Source organism: Pseudoalteromonas sp. P1-8 (genome assembly GCF_001399985.1).
Taxonomy (GTDB): Bacteria; Pseudomonadota; Gammaproteobacteria; order Enterobacterales; family Alteromonadaceae; genus Pseudoalteromonas.
The window spans coordinates 275632-298640 of record NZ_LJSO01000001.1 but is presented as its reverse complement, the minus strand read 5'-3'; the positions used below and the strand labels follow the sequence as shown (position 1 = coordinate 298640).

General features: G+C 42.1%; 17 protein-coding genes. 7 read left to right on the top strand and 10 right to left on the bottom strand.

The window, feature by feature from the left end; translation table 11 throughout:
- The first annotated feature begins 27 nt into the window (after window positions 1–27).
- Window positions 28–1485, top strand: a complete 1458-nt coding sequence (locus AN213_RS01305; protein WP_055196937.1) for an OmpA family protein — start codon at window positions 28–30, stop codon at window positions 1483–1485.
- Window positions 1486–1512: 27 nt separating this feature from the next.
- Here the strand turns inward: AN213_RS01305 and mnmC are convergent, their stop codons facing one another.
- Complete coding sequence (mnmC, locus tag AN213_RS01300; protein ID WP_055196935.1) at window positions 1513–3561, bottom strand: bifunctional tRNA (5-methylaminomethyl-2-thiouridine)(34)-methyltransferase MnmD/FAD-dependent 5-carboxymethylaminomethyl-2-thiouridine(34) oxidoreductase MnmC; 2049 nt, start codon at window positions 3559–3561, stop codon at window positions 1513–1515.
- Between the two features lie 179 nt (window positions 3562–3740).
- On the opposite strand from mnmC, the gene fabB reads away from it, so the two are divergent.
- The 5 genes from fabB (at window position 3741) to AN213_RS01270 (ending at window position 12276) form a co-directional block, all read left to right on the top strand.
- Complete coding sequence (gene fabB / locus AN213_RS01295) at window positions 3741–4955, top strand: beta-ketoacyl-ACP synthase I (protein WP_055196933.1); 1215 nt, start codon at window positions 3741–3743, stop codon at window positions 4953–4955.
- A gap of 132 nt (window positions 4956–5087) precedes the next feature.
- Entirely contained in the window at window positions 5088–6209 is a 1122-nt protein-coding gene (locus AN213_RS01290) for a 4-phosphoerythronate dehydrogenase (RefSeq protein WP_055196931.1), read from the top strand.
- A gap of 32 nt (window positions 6210–6241) precedes the next feature.
- Complete coding sequence (locus tag AN213_RS01285; protein WP_055196928.1) at window positions 6242–7258, top strand: aspartate-semialdehyde dehydrogenase; 1017 nt, start codon at window positions 6242–6244, stop codon at window positions 7256–7258.
- 320 nt (window positions 7259–7578) lie between these two features.
- The gene (locus tag AN213_RS01280) at window positions 7579–9771 is read left to right on the top strand and encodes a FimV/HubP family polar landmark protein (protein ID WP_055196927.1); all 2193 of its coding nucleotides are present in this window, start codon (window positions 7579–7581) and stop codon (window positions 9769–9771) included.
- 732 nt (window positions 9772–10503) lie between these two features.
- Entirely contained in the window at window positions 10504–12276 is a 1773-nt protein-coding gene (locus tag AN213_RS01270) for a FimV/HubP family polar landmark protein (RefSeq protein WP_055196923.1), read from the top strand.
- A gap of 61 nt (window positions 12277–12337) precedes the next feature.
- Here AN213_RS01270 and AN213_RS01265 read toward each other — a convergent pair whose 3' ends face one another.
- Both AN213_RS01265 and AN213_RS01260 read right to left on the bottom strand, forming a co-directional pair.
- Entirely contained in the window at window positions 12338–13963 is a 1626-nt protein-coding gene (locus AN213_RS01265; RefSeq protein ID WP_054561835.1) for a M28 family metallopeptidase, read from the bottom strand.
- Between the two features lie 127 nt (window positions 13964–14090).
- A complete protein-coding gene (locus AN213_RS01260) occupies window positions 14091–15110 on the bottom strand; it encodes an MBL fold metallo-hydrolase (RefSeq protein ID WP_236702871.1) in 1020 nt (339 codons plus the stop codon).
- A gap of 175 nt (window positions 15111–15285) precedes the next feature.
- Between AN213_RS01260 and AN213_RS01255 the strand changes: the two genes are divergently transcribed.
- A complete protein-coding gene (locus AN213_RS01255; RefSeq protein WP_054561833.1) occupies window positions 15286–15879 on the top strand; it encodes a TetR/AcrR family transcriptional regulator in 594 nt (197 codons plus the stop codon).
- Between the two features lie 59 nt (window positions 15880–15938).
- Here the strand turns inward: AN213_RS01255 and lipA are convergent, their stop codons facing one another.
- From lipA to mrdA, 7 genes are all read right to left on the bottom strand, one after another.
- Window positions 15939–16904 (bottom strand): lipoyl synthase, encoded by a 966-nt coding sequence (gene lipA, locus AN213_RS01250; RefSeq protein WP_054551675.1) that lies wholly within the window; start codon window positions 16902–16904, stop codon window positions 15939–15941.
- A complete protein-coding gene (lipB, locus tag AN213_RS01245; RefSeq protein ID WP_082389180.1) occupies window positions 16901–17554 on the bottom strand; it encodes a lipoyl(octanoyl) transferase LipB in 654 nt (217 codons plus the stop codon). Before lipB ends, lipA begins: the two co-directional genes overlap by 4 nt.
- Before the next feature lie 19 nt (window positions 17555–17573).
- Window positions 17574–17852, bottom strand: a complete 279-nt coding sequence (gene ybeD / locus AN213_RS01240) for a DUF493 family protein YbeD (protein WP_054551674.1) — start codon at window positions 17850–17852, stop codon at window positions 17574–17576.
- A gap of 183 nt (window positions 17853–18035) precedes the next feature.
- Window positions 18036–19196, bottom strand: coding sequence for a serine hydrolase (locus AN213_RS01235; RefSeq protein ID WP_054551673.1), 1161 nt, complete (start codon window positions 19194–19196; stop codon window positions 18036–18038).
- A 54-nt stretch (window positions 19197–19250) separates the two neighbouring features.
- A complete protein-coding gene (locus AN213_RS01230; RefSeq protein ID WP_055196919.1) occupies window positions 19251–20018 on the bottom strand; it encodes a septal ring lytic transglycosylase RlpA family protein in 768 nt (255 codons plus the stop codon).
- Entirely contained in the window at window positions 20018–21124 is a 1107-nt protein-coding gene (gene rodA, locus AN213_RS01225; RefSeq protein WP_055196917.1) for a rod shape-determining protein RodA, read from the bottom strand. Before rodA ends, AN213_RS01230 begins: the two co-directional genes overlap by 1 nt.
- Window positions 21121–23001, bottom strand: coding sequence for a penicillin-binding protein 2 (mrdA, locus tag AN213_RS01220; RefSeq protein ID WP_055196914.1), 1881 nt, complete (start codon window positions 22999–23001; stop codon window positions 21121–21123). The genes rodA and mrdA overlap by 4 nt, the downstream gene beginning before the upstream one ends.
- Window positions 23002–23009 lie beyond the last annotated feature (8 nt).

Genomic DNA, 23009 nt, shown 5'->3' with positions numbered 1-23009 from the left:
GTACAAATTCAATTAAAAGGACTTAAAGTGAAAATTTATTCTAATCTTTTGATGGTGATAACATTAGCATTTTGCAACGCGGTATCTGCTAATCAATGGATATCACCTTATCCAAATAGTGACGTTGAAAAGTCGGTTAAACTCAGTGGCGAACAAACACAATTAATGAATCAGTTTGATGGCAGTAAAAAGTCATCAGAGCGATTTAGTTACACAGACTTTATTGGCGATGTAACCCACACATTGTACGAAATAAACAATGTTGCCACTCTCAAAGTATTTGAAAACTATAAACACGCTTTACTCACAGATGGCTTTAATATTGTTTATTCTTGTCAGCTAGACGCTTGCGGTGACAGCAGTGATTTTGCAGAGGAAGTCGGTTACTTTCAGCTCTATAATTATCATCGTAAGCCATATTATCTATTTGCCACTAAAGGTGAAAAGCCTGAGTTTGCTGTGTCATTATTTGTTGGCCAGTACAACAGTAAAACGCGTGTTATGAATAGCTCAATTGCGATTAAAGAGCTTGAAACAGGCCTGATAAAAGCCAATACAGCTGCTTTTGCAAAACAGCAAACAAATCCCGTTACCAAAGCACCTAAAGACGATATTAGAGGCTCAAGCGATCATCCATTACTTAGCCGTTATCCTGGTAGTTTTATTGAAGACTACGAGCAAATTGATTACGAAGAATTTTCACTACCAACAGGAATATTCAACCGTAAAAACAAAGCGCTACCTGTTGAAGATGTGATAGGTGATATCACTCGTATTACTTATGAAATTAGAAAAGTATCAACCCTTAAGGTCTTTCATAACTATGTGTCTGCCTTAACAAAAGAAGGTTTCGAAACGGTTTTTAGTTGCGAACGTCAAGCATGTGGTGACGACCGAAAGGCAATACAAGCACTTGGTGATCACTTGTCGGTAAAACAAGTTTATAACTATTATCGCCAGCCGCGCTATCAGTTAATGAAAAACACCATAGAAAACCAAACAACCTTTGTCGCATTTTTTGTGGGTAATTACCAAGGCACTACGCGAGTGCAGCTTGTTATAATTCGAACGGAGCCTTTACAAGGAGATTTAGTTAAAACCAATCCGGACCAGGTGTTAAAGCAACTAGAGCAAAAAGGTAAAGCAGCCATTTATGGCATTTACTTTGATCATGATAAATCAGACATTAAACCTGAGTCAGCAGAGTCATTAAAAGTGATTGCGGATGTTTTAAATAAAAATAACAGCTTAAACTTGTACGTTGTTGGTCATACTGATGATAAAGGGAGCCCAGAATATAATTTAGGGTTGTCATCTAAGCGAGCTAAAGCAGTTGTTAAAGCGCTCGTGAGTCAATACGGCATTAAAGAGTCGCGTTTAATTGGTTATGGTGTAGGCCCTTATGCGCCAGCTGCCAATAATAAGAATGATTTGGGTCGTCAGCTAAACCGGCGCGTAGAGCTAGTTGAGCGATTAGGTAATTAACCAATCAAAAGGGGCTTTTTGGCCCCTTTAAATTTTATTACGAATTAGGTCGCGAACAATAAAGCGGGCGGGGTGAATAGCCTGACTCACGCGCTCGCTAAACGGTCTTGGCTCATTGTTTAAACATGCAATTAAATGCTCAGCACACAAAGGGGCACTGCACAGGCCTCTTGCACCAAAGCCAGTGAGTAGATGCAAGCCTTGCTGAGGTTTCGTTAACGTTTGGTACTGATAACGCTTACCTAAGCGTAGATTAGCAAATGCGCTTACATAATCACTTTGTTCAGCCCATTCACCTGCCATAGGTAGATGGTCGATAAAGGTGCACCTTACAGCTGCTTTCGCTGCTGTTATCTCACCTAAGGTCGTTGCAAACTCGCTGTTTGTGTAAAAACTTAATAGTTGTTCGCGATTGGTGTGGTTGTCTTGCTCTTTAACTTCACGGCTTTTTGAGTTTTTTTCAAAGGTTGCGCCCATGCAATGATGGCCCTGATATTCAGGGGTAAAATAGCCTTTGTGGCAAAGCACGGTCTTTAGGCGTTTTGACTGCTCGCTTGCTTGCACATGCGAGACTTGGCCGCGCACACCAACAATAGGTAGCGCTTGAGTTTGGCTAAACTGGTCACTGTGTTCACCTGCACAATTAATCACATCACTAAATGGCCCGAAAGTTTGCTCTTTGCTGTGTAGTAACCAGCCATCTGCGGTTTTCTCGAGCTTTTCAATATGGCAATTAAAGTGACTGTCCATTTTATTATTGGTAGTTGCACTTAACGAATTTGCCGCATTAAATAATGCTGTAACCAGTGCTGGTGGATTTACCCAGCCACCTTTTGCAAAGAATACACCTGAGTAGCCTGTTTCTACACCGGCAATTTCGTCACCTTCTTCGGCACTTACATTACGCATTAATTCAGCTGGCCAAAGTTCTTTATCGGCAAGGTTTTGATGTTTATCAGCTAGGCCTTGTTTAACCGCGTGCTGTAATACACCACACCACTGGTGAGGGTAGTCAAAACCATCATCAAGTAATTGTTGGTATAGACGCATCGCATATAAAAAACTATGGGCGAACATTTCACTTTGTGGTGAATTTTTCGCTTGTAAATGCGGATACACAGCCCCTTGTACATTGTGAGAAGCGCCCATGGCAAGCGCTTCGTCTTGGCAAAAAAGCGTGGCTTTTAGGCCTCTTTTTGCCAGTGAATACAGTACACTGCTACTGGCAATACCACCGCCAATAACAGCAACATTACTCAGTTCACTTTGCTGATGAGCAAAATAGGCAGGCCCTGACTGTTGCTCATTAGGCTCAGAGAGATCGCCAATCAGCATTTCGCGCTTTTTACCATAGCCTTTTGCTTTACTCATGCTAAAGCCAGCTTCGATGAGTCCTCTTCTGACAAAGCCTGCGGCAGTGAAAGTGGCGAGTGTGGCATTTGCTCTTGAGATAGCACGCATTTTGTTGAACAAACTCTGTTGCCACATATCTGGGTTTTTGCTCGGAGCAAAGCCGTCTAAATACCACGCATCGACAATCCCTTCACTTGGGTAGCTCATGGCATCAATACTGTCTTGTACGTCACCAAAATAAAGGTCGAGTATTAGTTTGCCGCCTGCAAACTCAAGGCGATGACAGCCGGCCAAATTAATTGGGTATTGAGTAATTAGTTGCTCACTATACTTGCTTAAACTAGGCCAGGCTTTGAGAGCTTGAGCAAGGTCATCACGCTTAATAGGAAATTTTTCAAAAGAGATAAAGTGCAAGCGGGTCACGCTTTTTTTACCACTATGGTCGGGTTGATTTTGAACTTCTTGCTCTGCATGCTGCCTATCTAGGTGAGCAGCAAAGTGCTGCCAGGTATTTAAAAAGTTAAGCCCCGTACCAAAGCCTGTTTCAGCAATCGCAAAGTGGTTACGGTCATGATTTTGTAATCGTTGCGGGATATGGTTTTGTTGATAAAACACATAATGTGATTCGGCTAAGCCATCGTCATTAGAGAAATAAACATCGTCAAACTGATCGGCGACAGGGGTACCAAGGTGATTAAAATGAATATGTGCGTTTTTGATCATGGTTTAACTAATTAACTACAAACTTTTTTCATTATTTTACGTGTTTTCTTTGAAATAGTCTGGCGTTATTTATAAGCTAGACATTCAGAGTACATGTGTACGCTAGAAAGCTGACCACTTCGAAAGTAATTTCAGCGTAAAATAGAACACAATTTAGTATAGAGCTAAGGTAATTACCCATGAGAAGAGCCGTTATTACGGGCATCGGTGTTGTTTCAAGCATCGGTAACAACAAAGAAGAAGTATTAGAATCATTAAAACAAGGCCGTAGTGGTATCGCGTTCAACCAAGAGTTTGCTGACTACAACCTACGTAGTAACGTATCTGGCAAAATCGATATTGATGTTAAAGAGTTTGTTGATCGTAAAGCAATGCGCTTTATGGGCGATGCTGCTGCATACGCTTATATCTCAATGTCACAAGCGATTGCAGATGCTGGCCTTAGTGAAGATCAAGTTTCAAACGAGCGCACTGGTTTATTAGTGGGTTCAGGTGGTGGTTCATCTAAATGGCAAGTTGAAGCGGCTGACATTTTACGTGAAAAAGGCGTAAAACGTGTTGGTCCTTACATGGTACCACGTACTATGGCGAGTACGACTTCAGCGTGTCTTGCAACACCATTTAAAATTAAAGGTGTTAACTACTCACTAAGCTCTGCATGTGCGACATCTGCACACTGTATCGGTCATGCGGTTGAGCAAATTCAATTAGGCAAGCAAGACGTAATCTTTGCAGGTGGTGGTGAAGAGCTTCACTGGACGCTAGCAATGGAATTCGATGCAATGGGTGCATTGTCTACTAAGTACAATGAAACACCAGAGAAAGCATCACGTACATACGATGCAAACCGTGACGGTTTCGTTATCTCTGGCGGTGGCGGTATCGTTGTTGTTGAAGAACTTGAGCATGCACTGGCTCGTGGCGCGCACATTTATGCAGAAATCACTGGTTACGGTGCAACTTCTGACGGCTACGACATGGTAGCTCCATCAGGTGAAGGCGCTGTACGTTGTATGAAGCAAGCAATGCAAGATCTTGAAGGCGGCATTGATTACTTAAATACTCACGGTACTTCAACACCTGTTGGTGATGTGAAAGAGCTTGGCGCTATTCAAGAAGTATTTGGTGGTAACTCGCCAATGATCAGTGCAACCAAAGCGATGACAGGTCACGCTTTAGGTGCAGCAGGCGTTCATGAAGCAATCTTCTCGCTATTAATGCTTGAGCATAACTTTGTTGCTCCATCTATCAACATTGATGAACTAGATGAGCAAGCTAAAGGTCTAAATATTGTAACTGAGCGTAAAGACGTTGAACTAAATACAGTTATGTCTAACAGCTTCGGTTTCGGTGGCACTAACGCCACATTAGTAATGAGCAAATATAAAGGTTAAACCTCTCCAGTATTTGCTTAAAGCCGAGCAATAGCTCGGCTTTTTCATTTGTTATAAAGTCTTAGTTGTTACCTATCCGAATACTGATAAATTCGCTACAATAGCGCCACTTTCTGCCTCTCGGACACACAAATGAAAATTCTTGCAGATCAAAATATGCCATTGGTTGAGCAGTACTTTGCCGATTTTGGTGATGTTGAGCGATTTGATGGCCGTAATCTTCAACCCGAGCAGCTAGTCGGGGTTGATATCTTGTTAACCCGCTCTGTTACCAATGTAGATAAAGCCTTACTCACTCAAGCAGATAAATTAAAATTTGTGGGCACAGCAACCATAGGTGTTGATCACATTGATACCGAGTTACTTGCTGAGCGAAATATCGCATTTAGCAGCGCACCAGGTTGTAATGCCGTGGCGGTTGCTGAATATGTTATTAGCTGCTTGTATGCCTTGAGCCAAGAAAATGCCAGTTCATTACAAGGTAAAACCATCGGCATAGTGGGTGTTGGCAGTATAGGTAGCTGTTTACGTGATAAGCTTAGCCTGCTTGGTATGAATGTATTGTTATGTGATCCACCAAAACATGAAGCCGGTGAGCTTACAGAGCATATTGAGTTAGACACATTACTAGCCCAAGCCGATATTGTGACTTTTCACGTGCCATTGGTTAAACAAGGTCCGCATAAAACCTTGCACATGCTAGACGAAACTCGCTTAAAAGCACTTAAGCCGGGTATGACGATTATCAATGCAAGCCGTGGTGATGTGATTGATAACCAAGCATTGCTAGCATTGTTTGAGCAAGGCGCAAAATTAGATTGTGTGCTTGATGTTTGGGAAAACGAACCCAATATACTGACACCTCTGCTTGATTATGTACGTTATGCCAGTGTGCATATTGCAGGGCATACACTTGAAGGCAAAGCCCGCGGTACACAAATGCTGTATCAGCAAGTATGTGAGCTTGAAGGCATCGCAGCGCTTAAGTCTCTGGACGATTTTTTGCCAGAACCAATTAGCCACTCTGTCACGCTAGGTGAAACCTTTAACCTAGATGATATAGGTCGCTTAGTGCACTTAATTTTTGATGTGCGTCGCGACGATGGCATTTTACGAAGTAAATTAGCAAGCGAAGGCTTTGATAGTTTACGCAAGAATTACCCGCCACGACGCGAGTTTAGTACTTTGTCGGTGGCTGCCAACAGTGCATGTGAAGGCGCATTAGCTGCACTGGGATTTAGAATTAACGAATAAAGCCATTTGCTTTATTCAAAAGAGGAAAACACATGTCGCAAAAATTTAATGTAGCCGTATTAGGTGCCACAGGTTTAGTGGGTCGTCAGATTATCGAAACTTTAGAAGATCGTAAGTTTCCGGTAGACCAATTATTTTTACTTGCAAGCAGCCGTAGTGCTGGTGAAGAAATTCAATTTCGCGGTGAGAGTATTGAAGTAATTGATGTTGAAGAGTTTGATTTTAGCCAAGCTCACATTGGTTTATTTTCAGCAGGCGGCAGTGTTTCTGAAAAATACGCACCGATTGCGGCGGACGCAGGCTGTGTGGTAATTGATAATACCTCACACTTTCGTAATGACTACGATGTGCCACTAATTATTCCTGAAGTGAATGCATCAAGCTTAGCGGATTTCAGAAACCGCAACATCATTGCAAACCCTAACTGCTCAACGATTCAAATGCTGATGGCACTAAAGCCAATTTATGATGCTTATGGCATTGACCGCATTAACGTATCAACTTATCAAGCTGTATCGGGTGCGGGTAAAGAAGCCGTTGATGAACTAGCTAAGCAAACAGCAAACTTAATGAATGCGCGTCCGATGGATAATGCCGTTTTCCCTAAACAAATTGCTTTTAACGTGATTCCACAAATCGACAGCTTTGAAGATAACGGTTATACCCGCGAAGAAATGAAAATGGTCAACGAAACACAAAAAATCTTAGGTGATAACAGTGTTGTGGTTAACCCTACTTGTGTTCGTGTTCCCGTGTTCTTTGGTCACAGTGAAGCGATTAATATTGAAACGCGTATGCCAGTAGATATCGAACATGTGAAGCAGCTATTAAACGATGCACCTGGTGTAGAGTTTATTGAAGACTTAGCCGATTATCCAACTGCAGTATCAGACGCAAGTGGTAACGATACTGTATACGTAGGTCGTTTACGAGCTGATATTTCGCACCCACATGGCTTAAACATGTGGGTTGTTAGCGATAATACGCGTAAAGGTGCGGCAACAAATAGTGTGCAGATTGCTGAAGAGCTTATCGCAAATTATTTATAAATCTGATGATTTAGGCTGAGCTAAATTTAAGAAAAGCGGCAATTTGCCGCTTTTTTTGTGAATTCACTGCCAAATTATTGCCGCATACGCTGTAAAAGCGTATAAACTTAACGATAACAATAAAAAAGCCTCTCAGCCGCTATTATTTAAGCTATTTACTATCAAGGTGTTGCAATAGATATTGCAAGGCAACTAAGTTATAGTTTGCAGCTGGAATAGAGCTTGCAAGAAAACATAATTAAGAATCAATTCTGCAAGAATTACTTGATGTTTAAGCAACCAAGGTTGCTGCGTTAACATTTAAAACATAAAGGATCAGCATGCGCGGTTTAGCAACACTCTTCATATTAGCGTCTGCATTGGTGGTAACACCGACATACTCTGATGAAGGCACCACACTTAAAGGCCCTAAAGGTGTCGATTACGGTGCGCAGGGGCGCTCTATTGGTCCAATTAAACCGACCGATACATTATGGCGTATTGCCGCTAAAATTCGCCCTGACAACTCTGTAAGCATTTATCAGGTCATGCAAGCTCTGTATGACAAAAACCCATCGTCATTTTTAGATCAAAACCTAAATCATATGCGTGATGGCGCATACCTAAAAATTCCAACCATTGCAGAAATGCGTGCGGTCAACCCGACACTAGCAAAAGCGCGTTCTGAACAAGATGATGAGCTGTGGGAAAAAAAGAAAAATGGTACGCTGACTACAGCTGAAATTAATGAATCGCAAAAGAAAGTAACTCAAGCCCGTAAAGTTGATGTAGACGAAGCAAAACAAGAACTTAAGCAAGAAATCAACACCATTAAAACAGAGCAGGGCACGCAGCTAGTAGAGCTTCAAAAGCAGTTTAAATCGTCGGTTGAAAATGTTGAAGAAATCTTAGCTGAGAACAACAAGCTCAAAAAGCAACTGAGCGGTATTTCTAAAGAGCTTGAAACCGTTCGTGATCAACTTGGCCAAGACAGTGAAATTCAAAAGCAACTGAAAGAGTTGATCACTAAACAAAATGAAATCATAGAGCAGCAAAAAGCAAAAAAGATTGAAGAGGACAGTGGGTTTAGTTTTTCGAATTTACTGAGCAACCCATTTGTTCTCGGTGCATTAATGTTTATTCCTGCATTACTTATCATTGCAGCGGTTGTGATGTTTTTGAAAAAACGCAACAGCGCCAATGATAATACAGATGCCAGCGATGACGATGAATTTTTACCACAAAGCCCAAGTTATAACCCTGATGATGATTTAGAGCCGATTGTAGAAACTGATCCGCTAGTTCCCGATCCGGTCGAAGACAATGATGACTTGAGTGTGCGGTTAGATGACGACTTAGACCAAGACATGTTGCCAGATGATGACATCATTTTTGACGACAGCATTGATGATAGTTTCGATGAAGATGACAGTGTTTTAAATCAAGATGAACTAGAAGGTTTATTAAGTGATGACATCGAGTTTAATGATGAGCCTTCGAGTAGTGCTGACGATGATGATTTAGATGCATTTTTACAGCAAGATTTCGATCAAACCGATGACGATAGTTTAGGTGATGAAATTGACCTAGATAGCGAACAGTCTCCAGCAGATTCATCGGGTGATATTTTAAGTGCTGATGACATTGATGACCTATTTGATACTGATGAAGATGACTCGTTAGATAACGCCAATGATGAAATGGCAGCGCTTAGTGAAGAGCTTGCAGAAGATGACGCTGAAGATGATTTTGACATTGATAGCTTAATTGATGAGCAAAACAACACGGATTCTAATCAAGATGTAAACCTAGACGATATTGATGACTTACTCGATGAAAATAATGATGCCTCAACAACTAATGTTGAAGCAGAACTAATCGATGAAGATGATTTCGATATCGACAGCTTAATTGATGAAGCGCAAACAGACGAGCCAGCAGCTGAAGCTAACGATGCATTAGAAAGCGATGATCTTGATGATGCGCTGGATGTTGATGACATTGACTCGCTATTAGATGAAGTTCAAGAAGAAGCGCCAGCCGAAGAACCAAGTGCGGATGAGCTCATCGATGAAGATGATTTCGATATCGACAGCTTAATTGATGATGCACAAACAGAAGAGCCAGTAGCTGAAGCTAACGATGCATTAGAAAACGATGATCTTGATGATGCGTTGGATGTTGATGACATTGATTCATTATTGGATGAAGTTCAAGAAGAACCTGCAGAAGAACCTAGCGCAGACGATTTAATCGACGAAGACGAGCTCGGTGATGAACTTGATGCTGATGACATTGACTCGTTATTAGATGAGGCACAAGCAGAACAAGAGCCTCAACCGGAACTTGTTGAGGAGCAGCCTGAAGAGCTTGCAGAAGAACCTAGCGCAGACGATTTAATCGATGAAGATGAGCTTGATGATGATTTAGATGTCGATGACATTGATTCATTATTAGATGAGGCACAAGCAGAGCAAGAGCCTGAAGCGGAGCTTGTTGAGGAGCAGCCTGAAGAGCTTGCAGNACGAGCTTGATGATGATTTAGATGTTGATGACATTGATTCATTATTAGATGAGGCGCATGTAGAGCAAGAGCCTGAAGCGGAGCTTGTTGAGGAGCAGCCTGAAGAGCTTGCAGAAGAACCAAGCGCAGACGATTTAATCGACGAAGACGAGCTTGATGATGCCCTCGATGTTAATGACATTGATTCATTACTAGATGAGACACAAGCAGAGCCTGAAGCAGAACTTGTTGAAGAGCAGCCGGAAGAGCTTGTTGAAGAACTTAGTGCAGACGATTTAATCGACGAAGACGAGCTTGATGATGATTTAGATGTTGATGACATTGATTCATTATAGAGCAAGAGCCTGAAGCGGAGCTTGTTGAGGAGCAGCCTGAAGAGCTTATAGAAGAACCTAGTACAGACGATTTAATCGACGAAGACGAGCTTGATGACGAACTAGATGTTGATGACATTGATTCATTATTAGATGAAGCTCAAACAGAGCATGAGCCTGAATCGGAACTTGTTGATGAGCAGCCTGAAGAGCTTGTAGAAGAACCAAGTGCAGACGATTTAATCGATGAAGATGAGCTTGATGATGCCCTAGATGTCGATGACATCGACTCACTATTAGATGAAGCTCAAGAAAAGCCTGAATCTGAAGAGCTGGTTGAAGAGTCAATTGAAGAACCTAGTGCAGACGATTTAATTGACGAAGATGAGCTTGATGATGATTTAGATGTCGATGACATCGACTCATTATTGGATGAAGCGCAGGAAGAGCCAGAACTAGAACCAGTTGAAGAGCTTACCGAAGAGCCTATTGCGGATGATTTAAGCGATGAGTTTGATACTGATGAAATAGACTCACTACTTCATGAGGTTGATGCAGAGTCAGAAGAACCTGAGTTAACAGATGAAAGTAGCTCAGATATTGATGACAATGCTGAGCAAGACGATGAGCTCGATGTAGCAGATATTGACTCATTACTTGATGAAGACGCTAGTGATGAGCAGGACTCTGACGTTAATGATGAGCTCGAAGAGCTTATTCAGCAAACAAATGAGCTGAAGCAAGACACTGAAGCCCAGATCTCAGATTTAAGTCATGAACAGAGTGACAGTGCAGAGCATGATGAGAATCTACAAGAATCGCTAGAAGATTTAGCCGATGCTGATCAAGCGGTTGATGACATGAATGTTGAATCGATTGCATCAGAGTTGGTTGATGATACAGATGAAGTTGATATCGATGAAGCGCTCAATCAAGAGTTTAATGAAGATAGCGATGAGCTATTAGATGAAGATGATAGCCTTGACGAGTTTGCTGATCCGTCACTGAAAAGTGTTGATGAGTTATTAAATGAAATTGGTGAAGAAGATGACTATGTCGAAGCACCAGACTGGTCAATAGATGAACCAGAGCAAGACATAGAAGAAGTTGAAATTGATTTAGGCGATGATCCGCTAGCAGATGAAGACCTAACTGATGAATTTGATTTAACCGCCGACGAAGAGCCATTACAGCAAGATACGGTGACTCCTAGCCAAGAGTTGGAAGAGTATCCAGAGCTTGAGTTAGATGAAGCTGGTTTTGAATTGGATGAGTCTGATGAAGGCACTTCTAGTGAGTTAGATGAAGATGCACCATTACAGTTAAGTCAGGCAGAGCAAGACCTTGCTAATTCATTAGCAACGGGTAATGAGCTTGATCAGCTAGACGATGATTTTGATGATGAGATCTTGCTTGATAATGAATTTACAGAAGATGATATTCTTGATCCTGATGACGACTTATCGGAACAATCACAGAGTGAAGGCACAACAGAGTTAACGAGCGAAGCGCCAATTGACGATGAGGTGGCTGATAGCCAAGACGAATTAGAAGAGTTCCCTGAATTCGAATTGGACGATATTGAACTTGATGATGCCGTAGAAGCAGAGCAAACATTAGCTGATATCGAGTCTAATTTAGCTGACGAGGCTGATTTAAGTGAGCTGTCAGACGATGAAATCGATGATGATTTTATGGCTGACCTTACTCAAACAGACTTTGATGCGCTGTTAAATGAATTAGCAGAGCCAGATGAAGCTGATATTGCTGATGCCAGTGAGTTCGATGTTGATTTTAATGCACTATTAAATGAAGACTTACAGGGTGAAAGCGAACAGCCAGTTGAACCTGAAGTACAGGCATTAGATTCCGAGGGGCAACAAACTACTTCAACGGATGAGTTTGTAGATATCGATTCATTACTTGAACAAAGTGACGATGAAGCACTCGACCACGAACCTTATGATGAGGTTGATATGGATGTAGGGCTGAGTGATTTTAATGACTTACTAGCGGGTGAGAACCCAACTGATGTTGATGCCGAAAGTGGTGGTTACTCAGCGAAACTGGACTTAGCTCGGGCATATATCGAAATAGACGACTTTGACTCAGCGTTGCAAGCCATTGAAGATGTTATTGCCAATGGTCCAGAGGAAGTGCAAGAAGAAGCACAATCACTTAAGGCTAAATTTAACGAGTAATAAGTAAAACTGACAATAAAAAACCGAGCAACTAGCTCGGTTTTTTGTATCTAGGCGAAGGTTATTGCTTATCTTGTAAGCGACGAGCTTTGAAATCAGACTCGGCTTTCCACTTAGGCCAATCGCCGTTATCAGCAAGTTTGGCGGCAATATCAACAATCAGTTCAATATCTTGCTCAACACCGCCCATAGACCAATCTGCTGAATAGTCGTCAGCTTCTTTATGATATTTGTGCGCGATGTAATCAGGATCTGTATCACCTAAACTCATAAATAGTAAGCTAGGAACGCCTTGTTTAGCTAAAGAGAAGTGATCAGAGCGGAAGAACAAACCATTTTGAGGACGAGGGTCCATTTTTACATGACGACCTTGTGCTTTCGCGGCATCTGCTAGGTAGTCTTCCATTTCAGACATGCCTTTACCGTATTGTAATATGTAGTCAACGCCATCAAGTACGTTCATACCATCAATATTAAGCAGTGCGACCATTTGCTTGGTTGGTACAATTTCGCCAGTAGCGAATTGCTCAGAACCAATAAGACCAGTTTCTTCAGCCGTAAAGTTGGCAAAGATAATCGAGCGTTTAAATGGTTTTTTCTTATGCATTTCAGTAAGAATACGGGCTATTTCTACCGTTGCTGCGCTACCTGATGCGTTATCAACAGCACCATTGTAGATTTTCACGCCGTCATCTGTTTGCTTGGTGCCAAAGTGGTCCCAGTGCGCACCAATTACAATGTACTCATTAGGGGTTTCGCTACCTTTAAGGGTTGCAACAACATTATGCGATTGCGCTTGAGAGATATCACTTTTCAGTGTCAGCGCTGCTTTCGCTTTTAAGTCGACAGGTTTAAAGTCAGCTTTTAGCGCGTTGGCTTTTTCAGTTTGATAATCAAGGCCTGCTTGAGCAAAAATTTCATTTGCTGCTTGCTCATCAATCCATCCCATTACAGGGATGTCAGAAGCATTCTTATCTTGGTCGATTAAAGTATATTTGCTACCCGTGTTCGAGCTTTCTACAACGCCCCAAGGGTATGCGGCAGGAGCCGTTTCGTGAACGATAAATACTGCTTTTGCACCTTGGCGAGCACCTTCTTCATATTTGTAAGTCCAACGACCGTAGTAGGTCATAGCATTACCGGTGAAAAGCGCGTCGTCTTGGGTGGCAAAACCAGGATCATTAACAAGCACGATAATTGTTTTGTCTTTTACATCAATATCTGCAAAGTCATCCCAATTATATTCAGGTGCATTAATACCATAGCCAACAAAAACAACATCAGAGCCATCGATGTTGATTTCAGGGTTAATTTGTTGAGTACGGGCGGTAAAATCACTGCCAGCATTAAAGCTTAAATCACCCACTTGTAAGGTCATGTTTTGATCTGGAGTGAGTTTTGCCATAGTAACTGGCTGTAAAAACTCGCCATTAAAACTACCGCTTAAGCCGAGTTTTTTATATTCATCGGCTAAATAGTTAATGGTTAGTGTTTCGCCTTCAGTTAAAGGGCCACGGCCTAAAAATTCATCAGAGGCGAGGGTTTTAATATGTGAGCGTACATTGGCAATGTTTACGGCTTCATTGCTTTCAGCGTTTGGTTTATCAGTGCTTGTTGTAGGTTGCTCAGAGCAGCCGAATAAACCAATTGCAAGTGCCAAGCTTGCATACTTAAGGTGAGTTGTCATAGTTTTTCTGGTTGATTGTACAGGGTTTCACTATATGGGACGCGAAGGGGGGCTGTCCAGAAAGAGTCTACAAATAACTAATTATTCAGGATGAAAGGATAATAATGCACCTTTCATCCTGCCAATTTTACCACCACGTTTTATCAATCGCCGTATCTTGAATTTTAAATACCTCTCCAACTAGCGGAGTACTCAGTGATACTTGCTCTTGTCCTGCTTTTTTAGCGACACGTTTAAGTGGGTCATACCAAGCATGAAAGGCCAGATCGAATGTACCATTATGCACTGGCACCATCACATCACCTTGTAAGTCGAGGTGAGCTTGCACTGATTGTTCTGGTGTCATGTGAATGTCAGCCCAATCTTTGTCGTAAGCACCGGTTTCAATAAAAGTGATATCAAACGGCCCATAGCGATTACCAATCTCTTTAAAGCCAGCAAAATAGCCAGAGTCACCGCTAAAATAAAAGCGCTTGTCATTTACTTTAATAGCCCAAGAGCCCCAAAGAGTTTTATTGCCGTCTGTTAAGCCTCGGCCAGAAAAGTGCTGGGTTGGTGTAAATACAATTTGGCTATTTGCCATATTTTGCTCTTGCCACCAATCAAAGCTATGGACTTTTTGTTTATCAACGCCCCATTTTTTCAGGTCGTTTTCGACTCCTAATGGCACATAAAAAGAATCTGTTTTATCAACAAGCTGTTTAATTGCTGCTTTATCTAAGTGATCATAATGGTTGTGCGAAATAAACACTTTAGCAATGTTTGGTAGCTCTGCAATGCTGATAGGTGTTGGCTGAAAGCGCTTTGGCCCCATGAATGAAAAAGGCGAAGCGCGCTCTGAAAATACCGGATCAAATAGCCAGTATTCGTCATACACTTTCGCTAAAATAGAGGAGTGACCTAATTTCACAAAATGCACTGTGTCATTAGATAAACGCTCAAGCTGTGCATGAGAAACACAGTGCATAGGCAGTTCACCTTTTGGCTCTGCATCAATTTTCTTTTCTGTAATAAAGCGTTTGAAGATACCTAGCGTTTTCTTAAAGCTGGGTCTTTCTACCTCAGCAGTATTGTGGAACTTGCCATCAGATAATTGCGCAGAGTGGCTGTTATCACTCACGCCTTCAGCGGCTAATTGGTTATTCATAATAAACACTCCTATCACGATGCAGAGAGTGGCGATTGCGAGCCATTTTAGAAATTTCATATCGTCACCATAAGTAAACTACACGGTGTAGTTTTTCATGGTTTGCTATAAAAGTAAACTATCTAGTGCATTTTTTATTTTTGCGTTACACTAGTAACCCTTATCGGAGGGGTCCATGAAATTATCACAGAGAAAACGATTAGATATTTTGAATGCAGCTGAGACATTGTTTTTTCAGCAAGGTGTTGAGCATACCAGTATGGATCAGGTTGCAAGCTTAGCGGGTGCCTCAAAGCGTACCGTATATAATCACTTTGAAAATAAAGATGTGTTGTTTCAAGCCATTCTAGTGTTTATGTTTGAAAAAGTCCGCCAAGAGCAAGCGGTTGTATTTGATGCTGCTGTGCCAATTGCACAGCAGTTAACACGCATTGCTGAACAAGAAGTGGCACTTTTGACCTCTGAAGAGTTTTTAAAAGTAGCGAAAGTCGCTTTCATGCAGATGTTACAGCAGCCTGATTTAGCAAAATCATTAGCCAGTAATAACATGGGCTGTATGCAAGATCTGGTGGCGTTTTTAGAAGCAGGTGTGAAAGCACAGGTTTTAACTATTGATGATGTTGAGTTTGCAGCAAAACAGTTTGTGTATCAGTTAAAGTCTCTGATCTTTTATCCGTTGCTGTATGGCTTTGAGCGCCAAGAAGGCGACTCCGATAACAAAGTAATAAGCGAAACTGTAAAAATGTTCTTAGCGCGTTATGGGCGCTGATATTTTGGAACATAAAAAAGCCCGCTTAATGCGGGCTTTTTAAATATCTGCAAGAAGGTTTACTTCACTTCTTTACCAGCTGCTTGTTGGTCAGCATGGTAGCTTGAGCGAACAAATGGACCACAGGCCGCATGTGTAAAGCCAATTTCGTCTGCATAATCTTTTAAAGCATCAAACTCTGCTGGCGGCACATAGCGTTTAACCGGTAAGTGGTGCTTAGATGGTTGTAGGTATTGACCTACTGTTAGCATATCAACGTTATGCTCGCGTAAGTCACGTAACACCTCTTCGATTTCGCTAATTTCTTCACCTAAACCTACCATCAAACCAGACTTAGTTTTCACATCTGGATGTGCTTCTTTAAAGCGGCGTAACAACTCAAGTGACCATTTATAGTCAGCACCTGGACGCGCTAATTTGTATAAACGCGGTGCTGTTTCTAAATTGTGGTTAAATACATCTGGCGGCGTCTCGATTAAGATATCAAGGGCTCTGTCCATACGACCACGGAAATCAGGTACTAGAATTTCAATCGTGATTTCTGGGTTGTGCTTACGAATTTCACGAATACAGTCAGCAAAGTGCTGTGCACCACCATCACGTAAATCATCACGGTCTACTGACGTGATTACAACATAGCTTAGCTTCATGTCTTTAATAGTCAGCGCTAGCTTTTCTGGCTCAGCTGCGTCTGGCTTTAATGGACGGCCATGGGCAACATCACAGAACGGGCAACGACGAGTACAAATAGCACCTAAGATCATGAAAGTCGCAGTACCATGGTTGAAACATTCAGATAGGTTAGGGCACGAAGCCTCTTCACACACTGAGTGTAAACCATGTTTACGCATCGCTTGTTTAATACCATCAATACGTTCAGTTGATTTTGGTAAGCGAATTTTAAGCCACTCTGGCTTACGCAACATTTCGTTTTTTTCAGTCGGTAAAACTTTAACTGGGATCAGTGCCATTTTTTCTGCATCACGCAGTTTTACGCCTGGTTCCATTTTGACTGGTTTATTCATTCGTTTTCAAACCCTTCAGTGTGCTTAACCACAGTAGCATTAAGCTTTTTAATCATGTGTTTTACAAGCCCTGCACCTGCTTGCTCGAGGTTTTGCGGACCGTTAAGATCGGTTGTTTGCACCATGTTCATGCCAGCATAGCCGCATGGATTAATACGTAAGAATGGACTTAGATCCATACTTACATTTAGTGCTAAACCGTGGAAAGAGCAACCGCGGCGAACGCGAAGGCCTAATGAGGCAACTTTGCTGTCGTTAACGTAAACACCGGGTGCATCCGCTTTCGCGTAGGCATCAATGTCGTAGTCTTTTAACGTATCAATAATGCACTCTTCAAGCCAGGTTACTAGCTCCCTTACACCAATGTTTAAACGACGTAAGTTGAATAGCACATACATCATTTGTTGGCCTGGTCCGTGATAGGTAACTTGACCACCACGATCCACTTGGATCACTTCGATATCACCGGTATTTAATAAGTGCTCAGCTTTGCCTGCTTGGCCTTGCGTAAATACTGGCTCGTGCTCTACAAGCCAAATTTCATCTGCTGTGTGCTCATCACGGGTGTCAGTAAAAGATTGCATTTTTTGCCAAATTGGCATGTAACGCTGACGACCTAATTGACGAACGATTAATTCTCTTTCGCTCACGAGTTACTCCGTAATCGGCCTATAGCATGTGACGTACGTCATCGATGTTGCTGATCACGTTATAAATTTCTTCGATGTGCTCTTTACTTGTAACGGTTGCTACAAGCGTTACAGATTCGTAATTACCTTTGCTGCTTGGTTTTACCTTTGGCGCATAATCGCCAGGTGCAATTGGTTGCAGCTTTTCTAGGATCTGATCTGTTAGATTTACGTTAGCTAAGCCCATGATTTTAAATGTGAATGGGCAAGGGAAATCTAAATACTCATCAAACTTAGTATTTTTTACAGGTTGAACCACGACGGTGACTCCTCAAACAGTGAGTGTGCTTAATAGAGGTGTTCTCTGCCATTTCTTGGCGTTAAGCAAACTTAGATTACGACGCACTCGACCCAGCGCGACTGATATGGGGCGCATTCTATCATTTTTCAGACAAAAAAAAACGCCTTGCGGTGCAAGGCGTTTATAAACTTTATGACCAGATTACTGAATTTGTAAACGTAGGTAATCGTAGATCTTGCTAAAGAAGCTGCCTTCTTCCACTTCTTCTAGTGTAACTAGTGGATATTGTGCAATTTCTTCACCTTCAAGCTGTAAGAATAGCGTGCCTACTTTAGTACCTTTAGCAAGCGGCGCTTCTAATGTTTTATCAAGCTCGAAGTTCGCTTTTAAGTTTTTACGCTGACCACGTGGAATAGTAATAGGTGTATCTTCTAAGATACCTAACGATACGTTTTCTTTGTTACCCATCCAAATACGTTGCTCAGCAAAGCTGTCGCCTGCTTTATATGGCGTGATTGTTTCGAAAAAGCGGAAACCGTAGTTCAATAGTTTTTTGCTTTCAACTTTACGAGCACGTTCGCTTTCTGTGCCCATTACTACCGCGATTAAACGCATGTCATCTTTAGTTGCAGAAGTTACTAAGCTATAACCCGCTTCTGATGTATGGCCAGTTTTAATACCGTCAACGTTCATGCTTTCATCCCATAACAATGAGTTACGGTTGTATTGCTTGATGCCGTTAAAAGTGAATGATTTTTTCGCGTATACTTCGTACTCATCAGGTACATCGCGAATAAGTGCAGCACCTAAGGTTGCCATATCACGTGGTGTCGTGAAGTGTTCGTTAGTATCTAAACCATGGCTATTTACGAAGTGGCTGTTAGTCATGCCAAGCTTTTCAGCGTGGGCATTCATTAAATCAGCAAATGCGCTTTCACTACCAGCAATGTGTTCTGCCATTGCTACACAGGCATCGTTACCCGATTGAATAATGATACCGTGGTTTAAGTCATCAACGCTGATCTGCTTACCGACTTCGATAAACATTTTTGATGATTCAGGGAAATTTTTTGCCCAGGCTTTTTCACTGACTGTAACCATATCAGTTGGTGCAATATTACCTGCTTTGATTTCAGTACCAATTACATAACTGGTCATCATTTTGGTTAAACTAGCCGGTGCTAATTTTGTATCTGCTTCGCCTTCGGCAATCACTTTACCTGTGGTGAAATCAACCAAGAAATAACCTTTCGCATTAACTTGAGGTGGGGCAGGGATAATTTGGGCTGTTGCAGAAAATACGCTAGCAGTGCAAACAAGGCCACAAACGCCACTTAAGATTTTATATTTTATAGATTTCATCGTACTCATTAATGGTTAAAGTTAAACATGTTGCGTTGACCTATTCTAAAGGTCTTACTCACTGTAAAGCAAGAACGCGTTCTGAAATTGGTTTTGTTTTAGCTTTTCTAAAACTGCTTGTGCTTCTGCGGCATCTTTTATTGGACCAAGACGTAATCGATAGATTCCATCTTTTTCAACAATGTTTGTTGGCACATGATATTGCTGACGAAGTTGAAACGCGAGCGCTTCAACGTTAGCAAGAGTACTTCCCGCTGCAACCTGAATGTAGCTTAAACGAGGGGCAGAATTGGCAAGGGTAACAGCCTCAACCTTAACACGGGCTGTACCTTGTCGGTAATAACCTAATTTATAGGCCGCAGAATAAGATAAATCGATAATTCGGTCATCATGAAATGGGCCACGGTCGTTTACACGAACAATTACTGATTTTCCGTTATCTAAATTTGTTACTCTGGCAAAGCTCGGTAGCGGCAGTGTTTTATGAGCTGCTGTCATCGCAAACATATCGTACACTTCGCCGTTTGAGGTGTGATAATTGTGAAACTTTCGACCATACCACGAAGCAATCCCTTCTTCTGCATAGCCTGTTTCATCTAGCATCGGCGTGTAGCGTTTACCACGGACTTCGTAAGGGCGACTAGCGCTTGCACTTTTAACAACCGGGGTGACTATGGCATCTTGCATTTCAAGTTCGGTTGGTTTTCGAAGCGGGGCTGCATCATGCTCCATAGCATAACGGCCTTGCTGAGATGAAGAGCTACATGCTGCTAACAGCATAGAAAATAACGCTATAAGTAAGTAATTGACTCGCTGTGTCATTATTTTAAAAGCATCCTTTTATCGGTGGCGATAGACATGATAATGCCAAATCCGGCCATCAAGGTCACCATTGAGGTGCCACCATAGCTTATTAGAGGTAACGGAACACCTACTACAGGCAGTAAGCCCGAAACCATGCCAATATTTACAAATACATAAACGAAGAAGGTCAGTGTTAATGCGCCGGCAAGCAGTTTACCAAACGCATCTTGCGCATTGACTGCAATATATAAGCCACGGCCAATAATAAACAAGTACATACAAAGTAATAAACAAACCCCAAACAGGCCAAACTCTTCGCTCAGTACAGAAAAGATAAAATCGGTATGACGCTCAGGTAAAAACTCCAATTGTGATTGGGTGCCTTGCAGCCAGCCTTTACCCTCAATGCCACCAGAACCTATCGCAATTTTCGATTGAATAATGTGGTAACCCGAGCCAAGCGGATCGCTTTCAGGATCTAAAAAGGTCAGTACCCGTTGTTTTTGATAATCAAGCATCACGTAATGCCAAAACGGCCATGCTGCCAAACCAACAGTAGCAGATAAAAAGCCAATAAGACGCCAACTTAGCCCAGATAAAAACAATACAAATATCCCTGAGCTGGCAATTAAAATAGAGGTGCCTAAGTCGGGTTGTTCTTTAATTAAAATGGTTGGCACCATTACAATCGCAAAGCCAATAATTAAATGGATGATTCTTGGCGGTAAATGGTTACGCCCGATATACCATGCAACCATCATTGGCACGGCAATTTTCATTAACTCTGACGGCTGGAAACGTGTCACACCTAAGTCAAGCCAGCGCTGTGCACCTTTTGAACTAACCCCAAATAACAACACCCCAACCAGCATCAAAAGCCCCACGCAGTAGAGCGGAATGACCATACTTTTTAATGTGTTAGGCGAAAACTGCGCGAGTATAAACATACCTAAGATAGCGCCAAACATACGTGTTGCGTGGCGTATCATCATCGCTGAGTCTTGGCCGCTGGCACTGTATACAATGGCAAGGCTGGCTACCATCATCGTCATCAGAGCTAGAAGCAACGGTAAGTCTAGGTGTAGGCGCTGCCAAATTGAGCGTTTTTTATTTAATGGGATCATGGCGCGTCACTTTGGGCTATTTGAATCGGATTCGCTGAGAAGTAGTAATCCATTAATTGACGCGCAATAGGCGCACCAACCGTACTACCACCACCGGTGTTTTCAACCACCACAGAGACCACAATTTGTGGGTCGTTATAGGGTGCAAAACCAACGTAGATAGCGTTATCACGTTGGCGCTCTTTAAGTGACTTAGCATCATAACGCTCACCTTGAGCAATACTTACAACCTGAGCAGTACCCGTTTTACCTGCTGGGTCGTAATTCGCCCCTTTAAATGCTTTATGTGCAGTACCTGTGACTTTATGTACGGTGTTGTGCATCGCATCTAGCGCAATTTGCCAATGATGAGGATTTTTTAATACTACAGGTGGCTTTTCATCATTATTGATTTGCGTTACTTCGTTTTCTTTTTTAGCGACTTGTACGAGGTGCGGAGGATGATCGAGCCCGCGGTTCACTAATATGTTGGTAGCATTAGCTATTTGCATTGGTGTTGCGGTCCAATAACCTTGCCCGATACCCACTGAAATGGTGTCGCCGCGCCACCATGACTCTCTAAAGCGGGCTTCTTTCCACTCTCGCGATGGCATAATGGCAGATGTTTCTTCGTGAATATCGATTCCAGAGAGCTCGCCAAAGCCAAACTGCGTCATAAAGTCACTGATTTTGGTGATCCCTAAACGGTAAGCAACATCGTAAAAATAGGTATCGCATGATTCTTCAATAGCACGATAAACATCAACATGACCATGGCCCCAACGTTTCCAGTCACGCCATTTGTGCTCCACATTAGGAATTTGGAAAAAGCCCGGATCCCAAATTTGTGTTTGCTCTGTTACCAGTCCTTCTTCAAGGGCAAGAATTGACATATGAGGTTTAACTGTAGAGGCAGGTGCATAACGCCCTTGCGTGGTACGGTTAATTAGCGGTCGGTCTGGGTTTAACAACTTTTTGTAATCTGTGCTGCTGATACCATGAACAAATAAATTCGGGTCATAACTTGGGTTAGAGTAGAGTGCTAAAACGCCGCCATCTTTAGCATCAAGCACTACAATGGCACCACGCATATCTTTTAAGGCATGTTGAGCAATTTGTTGCAGGCCAATATCCAAAGTAAGTACTAAGTCGTGACCTGGCTCAGGTGGCGTGAGGCTTAAAGTACGGATAACTCGGCCACGGTTATTTACTTCAACGCGCTGCGAACCAACCACACCATGAAGAAGTTCTTCGTAATACTTTTCGATACCGAGCTTACCAATGTCGTGCGTTGCACGGTAGTTGGTTGCTTGGTCTTCTGCTTCAAGTTTGGTGAGTTCTTTTTTGTTAAGTTTGGCAACATAACCTAAGGCATGGGTAAGGGTATCACCATAAGGGTAATAGCGAGCCAAACGTGCTTCGATACTAAAGCCTGGAAACTTATGCTGATTAACCGAGAACTTTGCAACTTCGATTTCGTCTAAACGGGCTTTTAATACTTGGCTTTTAAAGCGGCGATTGTGCTTAATGTCATCTAGAAAGTCAGCTTTTTGTTGCTCAGTTATTTCGATAACTTTTTCAACTTCGCTCAGTGCCTCTTCAAGGTTATCAACTTCCTCGGGTATGACTTCTAAATTATAAACTGGCTTGTTTTCAGCCAGTAATACGCCATTTCTGTCGTAAATAAGCCCACGGTTAGGGGCAATTGGAATAACTTTGATGCGGTTATCGTTCGAACGTGTCTGGTAGTCTTGATGTTCGATAACTTGGATGTTGTATAGGTTAGATAACAACACACCAATTAACAGTGTAACAAACACAAAACCCACAAATGCTCGGCGAGCAAATAAGTTTGCCTCAGCCGAGTGGTCTCGAATCGTGGGTCTGTGTTTTCGCATTGGCTTTA